The organism is Leeuwenhoekiella aestuarii, assembly GCF_004104055.1.
GTDB classification, from domain to species: Bacteria; Bacteroidota; Bacteroidia; order Flavobacteriales; family Flavobacteriaceae; genus Leeuwenhoekiella; species Leeuwenhoekiella aestuarii.
On sequence record NZ_QOVJ01000001.1, the window covers coordinates 451,106 to 468,304 of the forward strand.

The following is a 17,199-nucleotide window of genomic DNA, read 5'->3' on the forward strand; positions in this document are numbered from 1 at the left end:
TATTTCTCGCCGAATAAATCAGCAGAACTTACCTGTTAATTTTAAAAGGCATTTACGTACTTTTGCCGTCTAAAATCTAAGCCAATGCTACACGTTACAGACATTCGTGACCATAAAGAAGAATACATAAAAGCGCTTACCAAGCGTAATTTTGATGCCTCTGAAGTATTTGAAAACGTTCTTTCGCTAGACGAAAAACGCCGTAGCACGCAAGCTTCTTTAGATAATACTCTAGCCGAGAGCAACAAGCTTTCAAAAGAGATTGGGATGCTTTATAAAAATGGAGAAACTCAAAAAGCCAACATTTTAAAAGAGCGTACCGGTAAATTAAAAGAAGAATCTAAGAATTTACAGGAAGTACTTACAACTACCGTTGAAGAGCTGGAGCAGTTGCTGTACACCATACCAAATATTCCGCAAGACACTGTTCCTGCCGGAAAAAGTGAAGATGATAACGAGGAGGTTTTCCGTAAAGGAGCTATTCCTGTTTTAGCAGCAGGCAGTTTACCGCATTGGGAACTGGCTAAGAAATACGACATCATAGATTTTGAGCTGGGCAACAAGATTACCGGTGCCGGTTTCCCGGTTTATAAAGGGAAAGGTTCTCGCTTGCAACGCGCGCTCATCAACTACTTTTTAGATAAAAATACTGCAGCGGGTTATACTGAATATCAGGTTCCGCATTTAGTGAATGAAGCTTCTGGTTTTGGCACCGGGCAGCTTCCTGATAAAGAAGGTCAAATGTACCACGTAGGTGTAGATGACTTGTATTTAATTCCAACTGCAGAAGTGCCGGTAACAAATATGTTTCGCGACAGCCTTTTAGATGAAAAAGACTTGCCTATAACATGCACAGGTTATACGCCGTGTTTTAGACGCGAGGCCGGTTCTTACGGTGCTCACGTACGCGGACTAAATAGATTGCATCAGTTTGATAAGGTAGAGATTGTTCGTCTTGAAAAAGCAGAAGACAGCGACGCCGCTCTTGACGGAATGGTTGAGCACGTAAAAACAATTCTTGACGAGTTGAAACTTCCGTATAGAATATTGAGACTTTGCGGAGGAGATCTAGGTTTCACCTCTACGCTAACTTATGATTTTGAAGTCTTTTCTACAGCCCAGGATCGCTGGTTAGAAATAAGTAGTGTTTCTAATTTCAAGACTTTTCAGGCCAATCGCCTAAAACTGCGTTACAAAGATAAAGACGGGAACAAACAACTAACACACACACTTAACGGAAGTGCCCTTGCATTACCGCGTGTTTTAGCAGGTATTTTAGAGAATTATCAAACCGAAGATGGTATCAATATCCCAGAAGTTTTGGTGCCTTATTGCGGTTTTGACAAAATTTAAAAAACCCATACACGTTTATAGAATTCATTGCGTTTCATACATAGTATAAAACAGATCTAATTGAAGCACTTACGTAAGTAAAGTGCTTCAACTTTAGTATCTTTAACTAAAATCATACCCTGTGTTACGCGCGCTAATTTTAGGTCTTTTTTGCTTTATAAATCTTGCAGCACAAGCTCAGGAAGAAATACTTGCACGCAATTATATGGAGCAAGGCGCTTATCAAAAAGCTGCCATGATTTATGAGGATTTGGTTGAAAAAAATCCGGCGAATACCAATATGATATCGAGTCTCGTTGAAGCCTATCAACAGCTTGAAGCGTATGATAAAGCCGAAACCGCCCTTCTAAAATCACTTCAGACATCTAATAACTTGATTCACCTAGAAGTAGATTTGGGTTACAATTACCAGTTACAAGGCAATACTGAAGCAGCAACCTTACATTACAATAAAGCCCTTAAAGCCGTTGCTCAGGAAGCTCGTTTTGCGTATTTGGTAGGGCGTACCTTTCAAAAATACAGCCTGCTAGATGAAGCGGCACTAGCTTATAATACGGCTGCTGAAGCAGACCCAAGATATAATTTTGATCCGCAACTGGCGCTCATTTATGGCGAACAAGGCGATATTGAAAAGATGCTGAATACCTATATTAACCTCATTGAACGCAATGAGAAATATCAAAGCATCGCCCAGCGCTATTTTAATGAGTTTATAACTGAAGATCCAGAGAACGAGGCCAACAAGATCTTTAGAAAGCTGTTACTCACGCGTATGCAAGAAGAACCCAACCTCCTTTACAACAGATTGTTAAGTTGGTTATTTATTCAACAAAAAGAATACAACAAAGCTTTTTTACAGGAAAAAGCAATCGCAAAACGTAGTAATAATGATCTTAACGGAATTATCGTGCTTGCCGAAGTAGCCGAAAACAATAACGAGTTTGAGCTTGCTACTTCGATGTACGAGTATTTAATCAACCAGACTTCTTCTGCAGATCTCAATTTATTTGCCAATCAGAAATTATTAGAACTACGTATTCAAAATGCTTCAGCAGATCAATTAAAATCTATTAAAACTGAATTTCAAAAGCTGATTCAAACTTATGGACAAACGCCTGAAACCTTAGCCTTACAAACAGCTTACGCGCACTTTTTAGCGTTTAAAATGAATGAGAAAAAAGAAGCTTCAGACTTTCTGGAAAAAGCCTTAAAATTAAAAATCAACCGCTTTCAAGAAGCCAGAATCAAAATGGAACTTGCTGATATTTTAGTACTTGAAGAACGCTTTAACGCGGCCTTGATCTACTATTCTCAAATTCAGAAAAACTTAAAAGACAATATTCTGGCACAAGAAGCGCGTTTTAAAGTAGCTAAAACCAGTTATTATAAAGGTGATTTTGAGTGGGCAAAAACTCAATTGAAAGTTCTAAAATCTTCTGCAGAGCAACTCATAGCAAATGATGCACAAGATCTATACCTGCTCATTACAGATAATACGGTTCACGATTCGACTCAGACAGCCTTACAAGAATATGCCCGTGCAGATCTGTTGCTTTTTCAGAATAAAGATCAAGAAGCACTTGCTATTTATACAGATATTTTGCAAAAACACGAGGGCAAAGCAATAGAAGATGAAGCTTTATTGGCTCAGGCTATTTTATATGAAAAAGCTAAGAATTTTGAAGCTGCCGCAGCCAATTACCTCAAAATTATAGAAGTACACGGCGAAGATATTCTCGCCGATGATGCCCATTACAGACTGGGTAATTTATATGCAGAAGAACTGCAACAACCCGAAAAAGCAAAAGAACAGTTTGAAGAAATCATCTTCAAATTTGCAGATAGTATCTTTTATGTGGATGCCCAGCAAAAATACCGGAAATTAAGAGGTGACGCGATTAACTAACGTATCTTTGCCGACCAAAAAAAAGTAAATTACCTCTGGGCCTATACTCGAGGAAATTATAAAAAAATTAGTTTAAAATAAGAGGTGAACCTCGGGGGTATTATACCCTCTGGCGGTGCCATTAAAATTGCCTTATGATAATATACAATGTTACTGTTAATGTAGACGATAGTGTACATGCAGATTGGCTGTACTGGATTCGTAATGAGCACATCCCAGATATGCTTGCGACCGGTAAATTTGTAAAAGCCCTGATGACTAAAGTTTTAGTAGAAGAAGAGATGGGCGGTCAAAGCTATTCTATTCAATATACCGCAAAAAGTAAAGATTCTTTGGAGCGCTATAAGAAAGAAGATGCCCCTCGCTTACGAGAAGAGGCGGGTCGTTTTGGTGATAAAATTCTTTCGTTTAGAACAGAATTAGAGATCATAACAGAGCAAACTGAGTTTAAGCCGCAATAATCTTTCTACACCCTTCGGAATTCTAAAAGATCCAGATGAAAAAAAAGTTTACCCGTACGCATAAAAAAGCCGCTTCAGATGATCCTGTAAAGGCAAAAAAGCATTTGGGTCAACATTTTCTAAAGGATGAAAGCATCGCAAAAAAAATTGCTGATACCCTTACTTATGAAGGATATTCTGAAGTTTTAGAAATAGGCCCCGGCACCGGTGTACTTACTAAATACTTATTACACAAAGACAGTAATGTTACGGCGATGGATCTTGATAGCGAGTCTATTGTATACCTCAACCACAGCTTTCCGTTAGATTATGCAGAACAGATGAAAGGTTGTAGCCTGAGTGTGCTTGAAGCAGATTTTCTAAAGTTTGATCTAAGCACGCTTTATGGTGAAAAGCCATTTGCAATCACAGGTAACTTCCCGTATAACATATCAACACAAATCGTCTTTAAAATGCTCGAGTGGCGTGATCAAGTGCCTGAGTTTAGTGGTATGTTTCAAAAAGAAGTTGCCCAGCGTATTTGCGAAAAGGAAGGTAGCAAAGCCTACGGAATTCTTTCGGTATTAGCGCAGGCTTTTTACAATGCCGAATATTTATTTACCGTTCCGCCAACGGTTTTTAATCCGCCACCTAAAGTAGATAGTGGGGTTTTGAAATTGACCAGAAAATCCAATTATAAAGACCTCGCCTGTGAGCCAGACCAACTTTATAAAGTTGTTAAAATGGCGTTTCAGCAGCGTCGTAAAACACTGAGAAATAGCCTTAAACAATTAGATCTGAGTGATTCATTCCGCGAAAGTGAAATCTTCAACATGCGACCAGAACAGTTGAGTGTAGCAACTTTTATAAAGCTTACACAAGACATTGCAAATGATCTGAACAACAAGGGTTAACTACAATTCTTAATCACTTTTGATTTAAATACATTAAAACTAGAGCCATTCAACTTCAGCTTTAATAGAAGTGAATTTTAATCTCAATTATCGAGTTAATCTGTCTTAAAGGCGCTTTACGCTCTGTTGAGTTTCTTTATATTTGCCTGACTTAAAAAAATATGAACCCTCGATAAAGTAGCGACTATGGCTTTTGAACTTACCGAAGACCTTATAGAGCAGATTGAAAACTTTATCGAAGTTGGGGATAACGCTTCGATTCTTGAGCTCCTAGACGAAGTACACCACGCCGATATCGCAGAGATCCTGGATGAGATCACTACAGAAGAAGCTACCTATCTTGTAAAACTTCTGGATAGTGAGACCACTTCTGAAGCTTTAATGGAACTGGACGAGGATTACCGGGAAGAAATTCTTGATAACCTCTCTCCTCAGGAAATTGCAGACGAGCTTAATGAGCTGGACACTGATGATGCAGTAGACTTTTTATCTGAACTTGACGAAGACATACAACGCCAGGTAATAGATGCTATTGACGATGCGCAGCATGCTCAGGACATCATTGAGATGTTGCGTTACGATGAGGATTCTGCCGGTGGTCTTATGGCAAAAGAATTGGTACGCGTTCGCGAAACCTGGACGGTTGCCGGCTGCGTGCGTAAAATGCGGGCGCAGGCACAAAATGTGACTCGGGTACATTCGGTTTATGTGGTTGATAAAAACGATCATTTAATAGGCAGATTATCACTAAAAGATCTGCTTACTGCGGATGCAAAATCAAAAATTTCAGACATTTATATCCCAAATGTTGATTCGGTCAATGTGCATGATACTGCAGAAGATGTAGCCCGAATTATGCAAAAGTATGACCTGGAGGCCGTACCAGTTGTAAACGACTCAGGTGTACTTTTAGGTCGGGTTACCGTTGATGATATTCTTGATTTTATACGAGACGAGGCAGATGAAGATTACCGAATGGCAGCAGGTATCTCACAAGTAGTAGAAGCAGATGATAGTCTGCTTAAACTTACCCGTGCACGTTTGCCTTGGTTGATGATTGGTATGTTTGGCGGCCTGAGTGCAGCGAGTATCATCACCGGTTTCAACAGTATATTTGAAACCTTCCCTAAGCTCTTAGTTTTTGTTCCCTTGATTCAGGCAACTGCCGGAAATGTAGGTGTGCAATCTAGCGCGATCGTAGTACAAGGTCTTGCCAATGATTCCCTAAAAGGAAATATCGTAAGCAGACTTTTAAAAGAATGTGCTCTGGCTCTTATAAACGGTGTTTCGATCGCTACCGTGGTTTTAATTATCAGTCATTTCTTTTTTGGCACCACCTATTTAGAATCTATAAGTATTGGGATAGCTATTATTGCTGTTATCATTCTCGCAGCCTTAATCGGCACATTTATTCCTATTATTCTTGACAAAAAAGGCATTGATCCTGCTGTTGCAACCGGACCGTTTATTACAACAAGCAATGATGTTTTTGGAATCCTCACCTATTTCTTAATCGCCAAGCTGATTCTGGGCTTTTAAGCATTGTTAAGTAAATTGCCTCAGGCATACCCAAAGGGCGCATTCGTTAGAAGCAATTTTTTAATTTTTTGAAGCAAATCTGGGGACATTAAACCCTTTTGGCGGTACCAGTAAATCTCAAAACAAACTTAGACATATATAAGCTGCGTTAAGTTTAGTATTTTTGAAGGATGAATGCGAAAACTTTCAAACTAGAATTTACTGTTCCTCCTGAGGCAATTGATGGCTTGGGTCACGTAAATAATGTGGTTTATGTTCAGTGGGTTCAGGATGTCGCCGAAGCTCATTGGCAGCATAACTCTACCGAAGAAATGCTTGAGAAATATGCTTGGGTAGCTTTAGAAAACCATATGAAATATTTTGCTCCTGCTTTTGAAGGAGAGAAGATCGTTGCAGAAACCTGGGTTCAAAAATTTGAGGGAGTACGATCTATAAGAGAAGTTCAAATCTACAGAGTTTCAGATGGTAAAAAGCTCGCCAGCTCCGTAACAAATTGGTGTCTTCTGGATATGCGAACCCGAAAACCATTACGCATTCCTAAAAATTTTTCGTCATATTACGAAGAAGTCAATAACTAATCTCCACCCATTTTTTAGCCCATGAAAATTCTACATATAGACAACAACCACGATCTAATGATTGAGCAATTAAAAGCAGCCGGTCATACCAATCACGAAGATTACACTTCTTCTAAAGAGGAGATCGAAGCTAAAATTGATCAATATGAAGGGGTTGTTATCAGAAGTAGGTTTAAAATTGATAAACAATTTCTGGATGCTGCAACTAATCTCAAATTCATCGCTCGCGTAGGCGCAGGTCTCGAAAGTATTGATATCCCATATGCAGAATCTAAAGGGGTTGCTCTTATCGCTGCTCCTGAAGGCAATCGCAATGCGGTAGGGGAACATTCCTTAGGCATGTTACTCATGCTTTTTAATAAACTGAAACTGGCTGATGCCGAAGTACGTTCCGGTCAATGGAATCGTGAGAAAAACCGTGGATTAGAACTCGAAGGAAAAACAGTTGGACTCATCGGTTATGGAAACATGGGGAATGCTTTTTCTAAAAAATTAAAGGGTTTTGACTGTGAGGTAATTTGTTATGACCTGAAGCCCAATTTAGGCAACGAAAACGCCAGACAGGTCTCTCTTAAAGAATTGCAGGAACAAGCAGATGTATTGAGTTTGCACACTCCCTGGACACCGCTTACCGATAAAATGGTAAATACTGATTTTATTGATGAATTTAAGAAGCCGTTCTGGCTTATAAATACGGCTCGGGGTAAAAGTGTAGTTACTGCAGACCTTGTTGAAGCATTAAAAGCCGGGAAAATTTTAGGTGCTGGTCTGGATGTTCTGGAATATGAAAAACTTTCTTTTGAAAACCTGTTCACAGCAAAAGAAGAAATGCCAAAACCATTGCAATACCTCATCACCGCAGACAATGTTGTGCTTACTCCACACATCGCCGGGTGGACGGTTGAAAGTAAAATCAAACTCGCGCAAACCATTGTAGATAAGATATTGCAACTATAATATTCTATTCAGGATTCCTTACTACCGGATTAAACGTTTTGATTTTCAGGGTTTTTTAGTAATTTAGAAATGAAAACCTCATTTCTATGCAACACCTTTACAATCCCAATTATCAAAATCAAGATCTAGCTGTACGTTCTGCTGCGGCATTAGACAAAATTTCAGATACCCTGAAAGCCCTGCTTTGGACCGGGCAAAAAGAAAGTGGTTTCTCCCCGCTTCAGCTTAAGCTTTTGCTGTTTATTGCCTATCACGAGTCAAAATACAACACAGTCAGTCAGCTCGTTGAAGAATTTCAAGTCACAAAAGCAACAATAAGTGACTGCATCAAAGCCTTAGAAAAACAAAAACTACTGACCAAGGTTTTGAATCACCGGGACAACCGTAGATTCCATATTGAATTGACTGAAAAAGGCACTCAGACCGTTTCAGAAATCAAGCCTTTTGCCAATCCCTTAATTCAAGTACTTCAATCTGAAAAAAGTGAAGATTTAGAAAAATTATACAGTAGTATGTTTTCCATACTATCTAAAATGAACAAAAGCAAACAGCTGAATCTTAAACGATCTTGTAGCGATTGTAATGCCTATCGCTCAGATGGGATCAACCATGCGTTTTGCATGCAGTTACGCATTCAATTGCGTGATAAAGATCGCAGAATAGACTGCCCAAAGTATCAATCTAATTAATATATTATGAAAAATAGAGTCACCGGTTTAGGTGGATTTTTCTTCAAGACTAGAAATCCCGATCAAATCAAAGAATGGTATAAAAACCACTTAGGTATTCCTACAGATCAATACGGTTGGACATTTTGGTGGAAAGATGAAAATGGCAATAAATGTTCTACACAATGGAGTCCGTTTAAAGAAGATACTACTTATTTTTCGCCTAGCGAAAAACAGTTTATGATGAACTTTAGAGTGGAAAACCTGAAAGAGCTTTTGAAGGTATTAAAGGAGGAAGGTGTTACAATAATAGGTGAGATAGAAGAATATGATTATGGTAAATTTGGTTGGATTCTGGATCCGGAAGGCAATAAAATAGAATTATGGGAGCCTGTAGGTTCCGTGTTTTTAGAAGATAAAGATTTATAGAATGTTATTAAGCATTCGTGATTTTCAAGAAGCAGACTATCCTGAGGTTTCCAAAATATATAAGGATGGTATAGACACCGGCATCGCTACATTTGAAACTGAAGTCCCAGACTTTAAAAACTGGAATCTCAGGTTTTACCAATCGTGCAGATTAGTGGCAATTTTAGATAGTGAAGTTGTAGGTTGGGCAGCTCTCAGTCTGGTTTCAAAAAGAAACGTTTATAGCGGGGTTGCCGAAGTAACCATTTATGTATCACAAAAGCATCAAGGACAAAAAATAGGATCTCTACTCATGAAAAAGCTTATAGCAAAAAGTGAGGAAGAAGGTTTCTGGACCCTAACTGCTCATATTTTTCCGCAAAATAAGAGCAGTATTCATTTACATCTAAAATATGATTTTAAGGTTTTAGGTGTTCACGAGAAAATTGCTAAAAGAGATAACAAATGGGAAGACAACATACTTCTGGAACGCCGCAGTACTAAGATTTTTTAGCTTTTTATTCTTTGTCTTTTGTCAACTATGCTGGACATCAATTTAATAGATAAATTTCAGAGGATGATCAGTATTATTTCATCAAAAAAACAAATTGAATCGAGATTATCCTTTCTACTAAATTGTTTTAGTTTTGTTCCAAATAACAAATTTAAATGGAAGAAAACAAAAATTTTAGTGCAGAAAATCAAAACACAATCCATCCAAAAAACAACTTAAAAGTTACTTGTGGTGTCCTTGGTATCTTATTGGGTTATCTGGGTATTCACAAATTTGTATTGGGATATACCAAAGAAGGGATTATACAGTTAGTCGCTTTCTTTTTAACCTGCGGAATATCAGGTATAATTGGTTTTATTGAAGGTATCATTTACCTTACTAAATCTGATGAGGAATTCTATCGCACATACCAACAAGAAAAAAGACCTTGGTTTTAAGAAATAGCAAAAAGAGCAATTGGTTAATCTAATTGCTCTTCATCTTTTCTAGACTGCTCCAGCCTTTGCTCAAGCTCTGCTTGAAATTCTTCCATAACCGGCTTTACCGTACTTTCTGGCAAATCTTCTATTCTAATGTACATCAAGCCGTCAATCGCGTCATTAAATAACGGATCTACATTAAAAGCAACCACTTTTGCATTCTGCTTGATGTATTTTTTAATCAAAACGGGTAACCGCAAGTTTCCGGTTTCCATCTCTTCGATGATGCGATCAAATTTATTCAGGTCTGCTTCAGTCTCATCAAAAACAAACTCTTTGTCAGCATCTTTCAGCTTTACTTTAAATTCTTTTTTCGGTCTGATGTATTGCGCCACATAAGGATCGTAGTAATGCGAGCGCATAAACTCAATCATCAGCGACTTGGAGAAGTTAGAGAATTGGTTACTAATACTCACTCCACCTATTAAATACTTATGCTCCGGGAAGCGCAAGGTGGTGTGTACAATACCGCGCCATAATAAAAATAACGGCATCGGTTTTTGCTGATATTCTTTAATAACAAAGGCACGTCCCATCTCAATACTCTCCCCCATCATTTTGTGCAGTTCGGGCTCAAATCGAAACAAGCTTTGCAGGTAAAAACCATTGATGCCATGCTCAGGCATGATCTGAGAACCCAATCCCATACGGTAAGCTCCGGCAATTTTCTTATTATCCTCATCCCATAGAAACAGATGGTGATAATGATGATCATAAGAATCTAAATCTGTAGGTTCATTGGTACCCTCACCTACTTCTCTAAAGGTGATCTCACGTAGACGTCCTATCTCATTTAGGATATTCGGTATAATTTCGGCAGAGGCTAGAAAGACCTCATAATTTTTGCTTTGCAACAAGCGACGCTCATTGTCCCGCAGATAATCTACTTCTGTTTCTATAAGTTCTGCTTTAACCTCTTTTACGATCTTTTTAGGCTCTTTTGGCACTTTTAACGATTGTGGAATCGTACTGAGAATTGACGATTTTTTCTCAAAAGGCTTAGCCAGCATATACGTCTTACGACGTAAGAAATCTGTAAAATCATTCAGACTTTCATGCTCTTTCTGTGAATTTACACTTATAGGATTTCCTATACGCACATGAATGGTACGTTTTTTCTGAGTGAGTAATTCTGAAGGTAATTTTGCTGTACGAAGTGTATCGCTAATACGTGAAAGCTGGTAAAATAAACGGCTGTTTTTTGCGTGAAAATAAATAGGAACCACAGGTACTTCAGCGCGCTTCACCAATTTCATAGCAGCCTCCTCCCATGGTTTATCAATAATTAATTTATCGTCTTTATAAGTCGAAACTTCACCCGCAGGAAAAATCCCTAAAGGATGACCGTTTCTAATATGTGTTATTGCCTGTTTAAAACCTGCAACGCTAGATTTGGCATCTTTATGTTCTTCAAACGGATTAACCGGCATCACATAGGGCATAAGCGGCTTGATACGATGCAGTAAAAAATTAGCAATTATTTTAAAATCGGGACGCTGCTCAATCATTAATTTAAGGAGCAAAATACCATCTATCCCGCCTAGCGGATGATTGCTTATCGTGATATAACTGCCCTTTTTAGGCAATCGTTTCAGGTCTTCTTCTGGGATGTCAAAATCAATCTCAAATTCAGCTAAAATCGCATTTAAAAACTCCAGATCACTCAGGTGTTTATTGCGATCGTAGATCTCATTAGCTTTTGAGATCTTGAGTACTTTCATAAGGGTCCACCCCATAAAGGTGCCTGCAAAACCAAATTTGTCTACGTTAATTGCTTTTGCAACTTCTTTTGCGGTAACTAATCCCATGAATTATTAGTGTTCAAAATCTTTGTTCAATACAAAGATGATATAATTTTTACGATTAAATTCTGAAGGTGGGTTTATCCTATACCTACCCGATAAGTAGGAGGCAAATATAGAAAAAACACACCAAGCAACTTATAGTGTTACCAGTTGAACGGTATTTTGCATGACTTGCTTTAACAGCACTTCTTTATTTTTTTCAAGTTGAACGAGCGCTTTATCTGTTGCATGCCTTAGTGTATATAAGGAAACATCCTGATGCACGGTTACTTTAAAATCTGCACGCAGCTTAACCACCAACGCCTCAAGATTCTTATATTTATTATCTACACATACCGAAAAACTAATCGCAGAATTCTGAATAAGATCTACTTTCATTTTATACTGACCAAGAAGCTTAAAAATCTCTCCAATGTTTTCTTCTGCCATAAAAGAAAAATCAAGTGAAGATAAAGCTATTAACACCTGATTGGTTTTTCTAATATAACATGGCACGTGTGGCTCTATCAACTGCCCAATACTCACTTGTGTTCCGGAGTTTTCAGGATTTAAAAATGACTTTACAAATAACGGAATCTCCTTGCGCTGTAAGGGTTGTAATGTCTTAGGATGAATAACCGATGCTCCATAAAAAGCCAACTCAATAGCTTCCTGATACGATATAAAATTCAGCAAAACAGCATCTTCAAAATACCGTGGATCTGCACTCAATACTCCCGGAACATCTTTCCAGATTGTTACGCGTTCTGCATTTAAACAATATGCAATAATCGCTGCTGTATAGTCACTGCCTTCTCTACCTAAAGTGGTTGAAAATCCGTTAGCGTCAGAAGCGATAAAACCTTGAGTAAGCTGTATTCCTTTTCGTGGCAATTTCCGACTTAGGTTACGCATCGTCACTTCCCAGTTCACTTTTCCTTCGCGATAACTGGTATCGGTTTTTAAGTATTCGCGTATGTCATGCCACGTACTCCTGTAACCTTCCTGCTCTAAGTAGGCGTTTACAATGGTCGTACTCAACAACTCCCCATAACAAACAACCTGATCATATACAAAATCATAATCTGGAGATTTATTGCGTTGTAAAAACCCTTTGAGTTCATTGAGTAAAGTTTGTATCTCTTTAAATACTGGAGCTGAAGGGTTTTCAAAAAGTTCTAGTGCGATATTGTGGTGAAAAGCTTCAACAAGCTCTAACGTATCAGATTTTAGTGTCGCTTCAAAATAACCAGCGACAACATCCTCTAATGCGTTAGTCATTTTACCCATCGCCGAAATCACAATGACCAGATCCCCAATTTCAGTTTTCCGTAAGACTTCAACAAGATTTTTTACACCTGTTGCGTTTTGCACAGAAGCTCCACCAAATTTATAAACTTCAAAACCCATGAGTTCTTTTTACGCCAGACCTTTTTCAGATAGAAATTGCTTCATCGCTGCTACATCCATTTGCACCGTATCCCATTCTTGCATCACATTGGCACCAGAAGCTTTATAGAAATCAACCGCAGAAGTATTCCAGTCCAATACAACCCATTCTATCCGCTTTAAGCCTAATTCATAGGTGTATTTTATAACTTCTGTGTACAACGCCATCCCTATACCTTTTCCGCGATATTGCTCACGCACAATAAGATCCTCAAGATGTACTGTGCGCCCTTTCCACGTAGAAAACCTATAATAAACCAGTGCAATTCCTAAAATATCACCGTCTTGCTCTGCCACAAAACAGGTGAAATCAGAATTGTTACCCGTGCCGTAAGCTATAAGATCATCTACAGTAACCTCAACAGCATCTGGCTCTTTCTCATAAATAGCCAGTTCTTTAATTAAACGTAAAACCTGAGCCATGTCATTTGCCTCAGCCTTGCGAATTGTTGCATCCATATCAAAAAAATATCTCTGTTAAATATACAGCTTTAAGACTGTAAATATTCATAGTCTAAAACAAAAAGCCCATCACTTAGCAGTGATGGGCTTTTAAAAACAAGTGTCTGTTTTTATTTTTTATCTAAAAGATATAAGTAATCTTCAAAATCTACACCTCCTTGAAAAATATCTATAGAACGCTCTATTAGATGCTTAGCGCGTTCTGCACTAAAACCGAGGCCTATTGCATATTTCTCTATTAAAAAACGCTCATGATCATCTATAGTATGATCTACAAAAATCATTTTAAACAGGTCGTGCAAACGCTCCAGACGTTTTTCTGAAGTGTTAGGCGGATTAATAGGATATTTTTTAGCATTCTCAACGATATCAACATACTCAGACTCGTCAATATCAAGTTTAATTGCAAATCGCTTAAGCAGCTTTGTTTCTTCGGCATTTAATTCTCCGTCTACGGTTGCCATATTAGCAATTGCCGCAAAGTGACCAAGGTTACGTCTGTGCTCGCCGCTATCAAATAAATCTGTAAAAGACATGGTTTAATTTTTAAGTCGTCAAAGATAATTATTATGCTCGCTTTAAAACAAATAAAAGTAATTATTTGGGGGATTGCAATTTCGGCTTAAAAAAGCCTCAATAGCATCGGGCTATCCGCGCTACACGGTAGCTTGCTCCTATCCCTATCCCAGGTTTTCAGCAGGCAGTGGACAGCCTTAAGTCTTCAGTCGCAGTTTGCAGGGGAATCGTGAAATCGTTTTAATATAATTTTTTTACTTTTTACTGCTTACTGAGACTGCCTACTCTCCCATTGTCCTAACGGCATCTGAGTGATTTTTTGACCAAGACAATAAATCGTACCGAAGCTAATGTTTTCTTAATCATTCAACTTCATTCTAGCACCCTTTGTAACTTTAAACAAAAAGGCTATAATCATCGCAGAACCACTCTTACAATTTAACGACAAAGGCATTTATTGTGCTGCCGCAGGCGTTTATCTCGACCCCTGGAAACCGGTGGACAAAGCAATCATTTCACACGGTCACGCAGATCACAGCCGATGGGGACACAAGTCGTATATCACGCATCACACGAATGTTCCTATCATTCAGCACCGTCTGGGCGAAATTAACGTAACGGGTAAAGACTGGGGCGAAACTTTTGTCATCAATAACGTCAAATTCAGTTTGCATCCTGCGGGGCATATTATTGGCAGTTCGCAGATTCGCGCAGAACACAAAGGCGAAGTCTGGGTATTTACCGGAGATTATAAAACCGAAGACGACGGCATCGCGGTCCCTTACGAACCCGTAAAATGCCACACCTTTATCACCGAATGCACTTTTGGTCTTCCGGCATTTACCTGGCGGCCGCAAAGCGAAGTCTTTACAGACATCAACAACTGGTGGGCAGAAAATAAAGCCGAAGGGAAAACCTCGGTTATTTTTGGCTATTCACTAGGTAAAGCCCAGCGCTTGTTGCGCTATCTGGATACTGATATCGGCAAAATTTACACCCACGGCGCCATTGAAAACATGACCGAAGTCATCAGGCCACTTACCGCAATGCCTGAAACAACCCGGGTAACCCGCGAAACCAAAAAAGAAGAACTCAAAGGAAATATTGTAGTCGCCCCACCCAGTGCACACGGCAGCACCTGGATCCGTAAAATGGTTCCATATGTGACTGCTTCAGCCAGCGGATGGATGACCTTTCGTGGAGCACGCCGCAGAAGGGCTATTGATAAAGGATTTGTACTGAGCGATCACTGCGATTGGCAGGGACTTTTAGAAAGCATCAAAGCAACCGGTGCCGAAAAAATCATCAGCACCCACGGCTACACCGATATTTTTACCCGCTTTTTACTCGAGCAGGGTTACGACGCCCGCACCGAGGCTACCCAATACGAAGGAGAACTCGGGGAAGAAAACAAAAAAGACGAAGCAGAAGACAATTAAAAAACACAGGGATTCTCTCCCTCTGGGAGAGAGGTCTGAAGGACAGCGAGGGGACATGAAAGCATTTGCAGAACTAATCCGGAAAATAGACAGCACCAATAAGACCAATGTCAAGGTTGATGCGCTTACGCAGTATTTTCGCGAAGCGCCACCCAAAGACAAGGTCTGGACGATCGCTATTCTCTCGCACCGCCGTCCACCACGACCTGTCAATACCACCTTGCTACGTACATGGGCGACTGAACTCGCTCAGATTCCGTTGTGGTTGTTTGAAGAAAGCTATCATATTGTAGGCGATCTGGCAGAGACGATTGCCCTGATCATTCCGGCTTCCGAAGAATCTTCCGAAAAAAGTCTGACGCAGTTTTTGGAAGAAATTATTGCGCTCAAAAAGAAAACCGATGAGGAAAAACGGGATTATTTACACGAAAACTGGACCGCACTCAATTATTACGAGCGCTTTGTGTTTAGCAAACTCATTACGGGAAGTTTCCGCATTGGCGTGAGTCAGAAACTGATGACCCGGGCCCTGGCCAAAGCAACCGATATTGATATCGATGTGCTGGCCTATAAATTGATGGGAAACTGGGATCCTAAAACCATTACGTTTCAGGAATTAATTTTAGAAGAAAACGCCGCAGACTACCTCAGCAAACCCTATCCGTTTTATCTCGCCTATGCCATTGAAGATACACCTGAAGATCTGGGCGATGTCAACGAATGGTTTGCCGAGCATAAGTGGGATGGCATCCGCTCGCAGGTGATTATTCGCGAAGACGAACTCTTTGTCTGGAGTCGTGGTGAAGAACTGGTAACCGATAAATACCCGGAATTTGAGGCATTCGTAGAAGCCTTGCCTGACGGAACCGTTTTAGACGGGGAAATACTTCCGTTTAAGAATGGAGCCATCGGCACGTTTAATGATTTGCAAACCCGTATTGGCAGAAAAAATATCACCAAAGCCCAACTCAAAAAAACACCCGTAATCCTCAAAGCCTACGACATTTTAGAGTGGGAAGGCAAAGACATTCGCGATTTGGCTTTCGCTGAACGGCGGAAAATTTTAGAAACCCTATATGCTAAAGTTCAATCTGAAGAATTGCCGTTACACCTCTCAGAAACTATTGAATTTTCAAACTGGGAGGAAGCGGCTAAAGAGCGCGAACGCAGCCGCGAAGTCATGTCTGAAGGATTAATGCTCAAACGCAAGGATTCGCCTTATCTCGTAGGTCGAAAAAAAGGCGACTGGTGGAAATGGAAAGTAGATCCGCTCACCATAGACGCCGTACTCACCTATGCGATGCGCGGTCACGGCCGCCGCAGCAATCTGTTTACCGATTATACTTTTGGGCTTTGGGATGAAGAAAAGGAAGAACTCGTCACTTTTGCCAAAGCCTACTCGGGATTGACTGATAAAGAATTTCGCAGCCTGGATGCGTGGATTAAAAAGAACACCCTGGAGCGTTTTGGCCCTGTACGTAGTGTCACTCCGCATCATGTGTTTGAAATTGCTTTTGAAGGCATCGCCCTTTCCAAACGCCACAAAAGCGGTGTTGCAACCCGATTCCCAAGAATGCTACGCTGGCGAAAAGACAAAAAAATTGAGGAGGCAAATACCCTGGAGGATTTGAAGCAATTGATTCCGAGCGCTGCAAAAAGCAGTACGAAGGACTCTCAAGAAAAGAAGGCAAATTAAAATAATAGTACTATTTGTAAATTGAACTGAATTCAAAATACCAGAAGGCTCCCCTCCTTAAAAAAGGAGGGGGAAATTTTAGCTATGCTAAAATCGG

At 39.7% G+C, this 17,199-nt stretch carries 17 protein-coding genes; 13 read left to right on the forward strand and 4 right to left on the reverse strand.

The genetic code is table 11. From position 1 onward, the window contains the following. Positions 1 to 84 precede the first annotated feature (84 nt). The 11 genes from serS (at position 85) to DSM03_RS02095 (ending at position 9,714) form a co-directional block, all read left to right on the forward strand. On the forward strand, positions 85 to 1,353 hold the full coding sequence (gene serS, locus DSM03_RS02045) for a serine--tRNA ligase (RefSeq protein ID WP_128761706.1): 1,269 nt from the start codon (positions 85 to 87) through the stop codon (positions 1,351 to 1,353). 121 nt (positions 1,354 to 1,474) lie between these two features. After that, entirely contained in the window at positions 1,475 to 3,259 is a 1,785-nt protein-coding gene (locus DSM03_RS02050; RefSeq protein ID WP_236638860.1) for a tetratricopeptide repeat protein, read from the forward strand. Positions 3,260 to 3,393: 134 nt separating this feature from the next. Next, on the forward strand, positions 3,394 to 3,720 hold the full coding sequence (locus tag DSM03_RS02055; protein ID WP_128761707.1) for a DUF4286 family protein: 327 nt from the start codon (positions 3,394 to 3,396) through the stop codon (positions 3,718 to 3,720). 35 nt (positions 3,721 to 3,755) lie between these two features. Next, the gene (gene rsmA / locus DSM03_RS02060) at positions 3,756 to 4,613 is read left to right on the forward strand and encodes a 16S rRNA (adenine(1518)-N(6)/adenine(1519)-N(6))-dimethyltransferase RsmA (RefSeq protein WP_128761708.1); all 858 of its coding nucleotides are present in this window, start codon (positions 3,756 to 3,758) and stop codon (positions 4,611 to 4,613) included. A gap of 186 nt (positions 4,614 to 4,799) precedes the next feature. After that, positions 4,800 to 6,152, forward strand: a complete 1,353-nt coding sequence (mgtE, locus tag DSM03_RS02065; protein WP_128761709.1) for a magnesium transporter — start codon at positions 4,800 to 4,802, stop codon at positions 6,150 to 6,152. A gap of 170 nt (positions 6,153 to 6,322) precedes the next feature. Continuing rightward, on the forward strand, positions 6,323 to 6,730 hold the full coding sequence (locus tag DSM03_RS02070) for an acyl-CoA thioesterase (protein WP_128761710.1): 408 nt from the start codon (positions 6,323 to 6,325) through the stop codon (positions 6,728 to 6,730). A gap of 21 nt (positions 6,731 to 6,751) precedes the next feature. Next, entirely contained in the window at positions 6,752 to 7,687 is a 936-nt protein-coding gene (locus tag DSM03_RS02075) for a 2-hydroxyacid dehydrogenase (RefSeq protein ID WP_128761711.1), read from the forward strand. An 86-nt stretch (positions 7,688 to 7,773) separates the two neighbouring features. After that, a complete protein-coding gene (locus tag DSM03_RS02080; protein WP_128761712.1) occupies positions 7,774 to 8,376 on the forward strand; it encodes a MarR family winged helix-turn-helix transcriptional regulator in 603 nt (200 codons plus the stop codon). A 6-nt stretch (positions 8,377 to 8,382) separates the two neighbouring features. After that, complete coding sequence (locus DSM03_RS02085; RefSeq protein WP_128761713.1) at positions 8,383 to 8,784, forward strand: VOC family protein; 402 nt, start codon at positions 8,383 to 8,385, stop codon at positions 8,782 to 8,784. Between the two features lies 1 nt (position 8,785). Next, positions 8,786 to 9,277: a GNAT family N-acetyltransferase gene (locus DSM03_RS02090; protein ID WP_128761714.1), complete on the forward strand. Its 492-nt coding sequence runs from the start codon at positions 8,786 to 8,788 to the stop codon at positions 9,275 to 9,277. 155 nt (positions 9,278 to 9,432) lie between these two features. Then, complete coding sequence (locus tag DSM03_RS02095; protein WP_128761715.1) at positions 9,433 to 9,714, forward strand: TM2 domain-containing protein; 282 nt, start codon at positions 9,433 to 9,435, stop codon at positions 9,712 to 9,714. A gap of 23 nt (positions 9,715 to 9,737) precedes the next feature. On the opposite strand, the gene DSM03_RS02100 is transcribed toward DSM03_RS02095, so the two are convergent. The 4 genes from DSM03_RS02100 to DSM03_RS02115 all read right to left on the reverse strand — a co-directional run bounded on the left by DSM03_RS02100 (position 9,738) and on the right by DSM03_RS02115 (position 13,987). Beyond that, positions 9,738 to 11,564 (reverse strand): GNAT family N-acyltransferase, encoded by a 1,827-nt coding sequence (locus DSM03_RS02100; protein ID WP_128761716.1) that lies wholly within the window; start codon positions 11,562 to 11,564, stop codon positions 9,738 to 9,740. Between the two features lie 132 nt (positions 11,565 to 11,696). Continuing rightward, entirely contained in the window at positions 11,697 to 12,950 is a 1,254-nt protein-coding gene (locus tag DSM03_RS02105; protein ID WP_128761717.1) for an aspartate kinase, read from the reverse strand. A gap of 9 nt (positions 12,951 to 12,959) precedes the next feature. Continuing rightward, a complete protein-coding gene (locus tag DSM03_RS02110; RefSeq protein WP_128761718.1) occupies positions 12,960 to 13,448 on the reverse strand; it encodes a GNAT family N-acetyltransferase in 489 nt (162 codons plus the stop codon). Between the two features lie 113 nt (positions 13,449 to 13,561). Then, a complete protein-coding gene (locus tag DSM03_RS02115) occupies positions 13,562 to 13,987 on the reverse strand; it encodes a tellurite resistance TerB family protein (RefSeq protein WP_128761719.1) in 426 nt (141 codons plus the stop codon). Between the two features lie 396 nt (positions 13,988 to 14,383). Here DSM03_RS02115 and DSM03_RS02120 point away from each other — a divergent pair, with 396 nt between their 5' ends. Then, complete coding sequence (locus DSM03_RS02120) at positions 14,384 to 15,406, forward strand: ligase-associated DNA damage response exonuclease (protein WP_128761720.1); 1,023 nt, start codon at positions 14,384 to 14,386, stop codon at positions 15,404 to 15,406. Between the two features lie 55 nt (positions 15,407 to 15,461). Next, the gene (locus DSM03_RS02125) at positions 15,462 to 17,102 is read left to right on the forward strand and encodes an ATP-dependent DNA ligase (protein WP_128761721.1); all 1,641 of its coding nucleotides are present in this window, start codon (positions 15,462 to 15,464) and stop codon (positions 17,100 to 17,102) included. Positions 17,103 to 17,199: the final 97 nt, after the last annotated feature.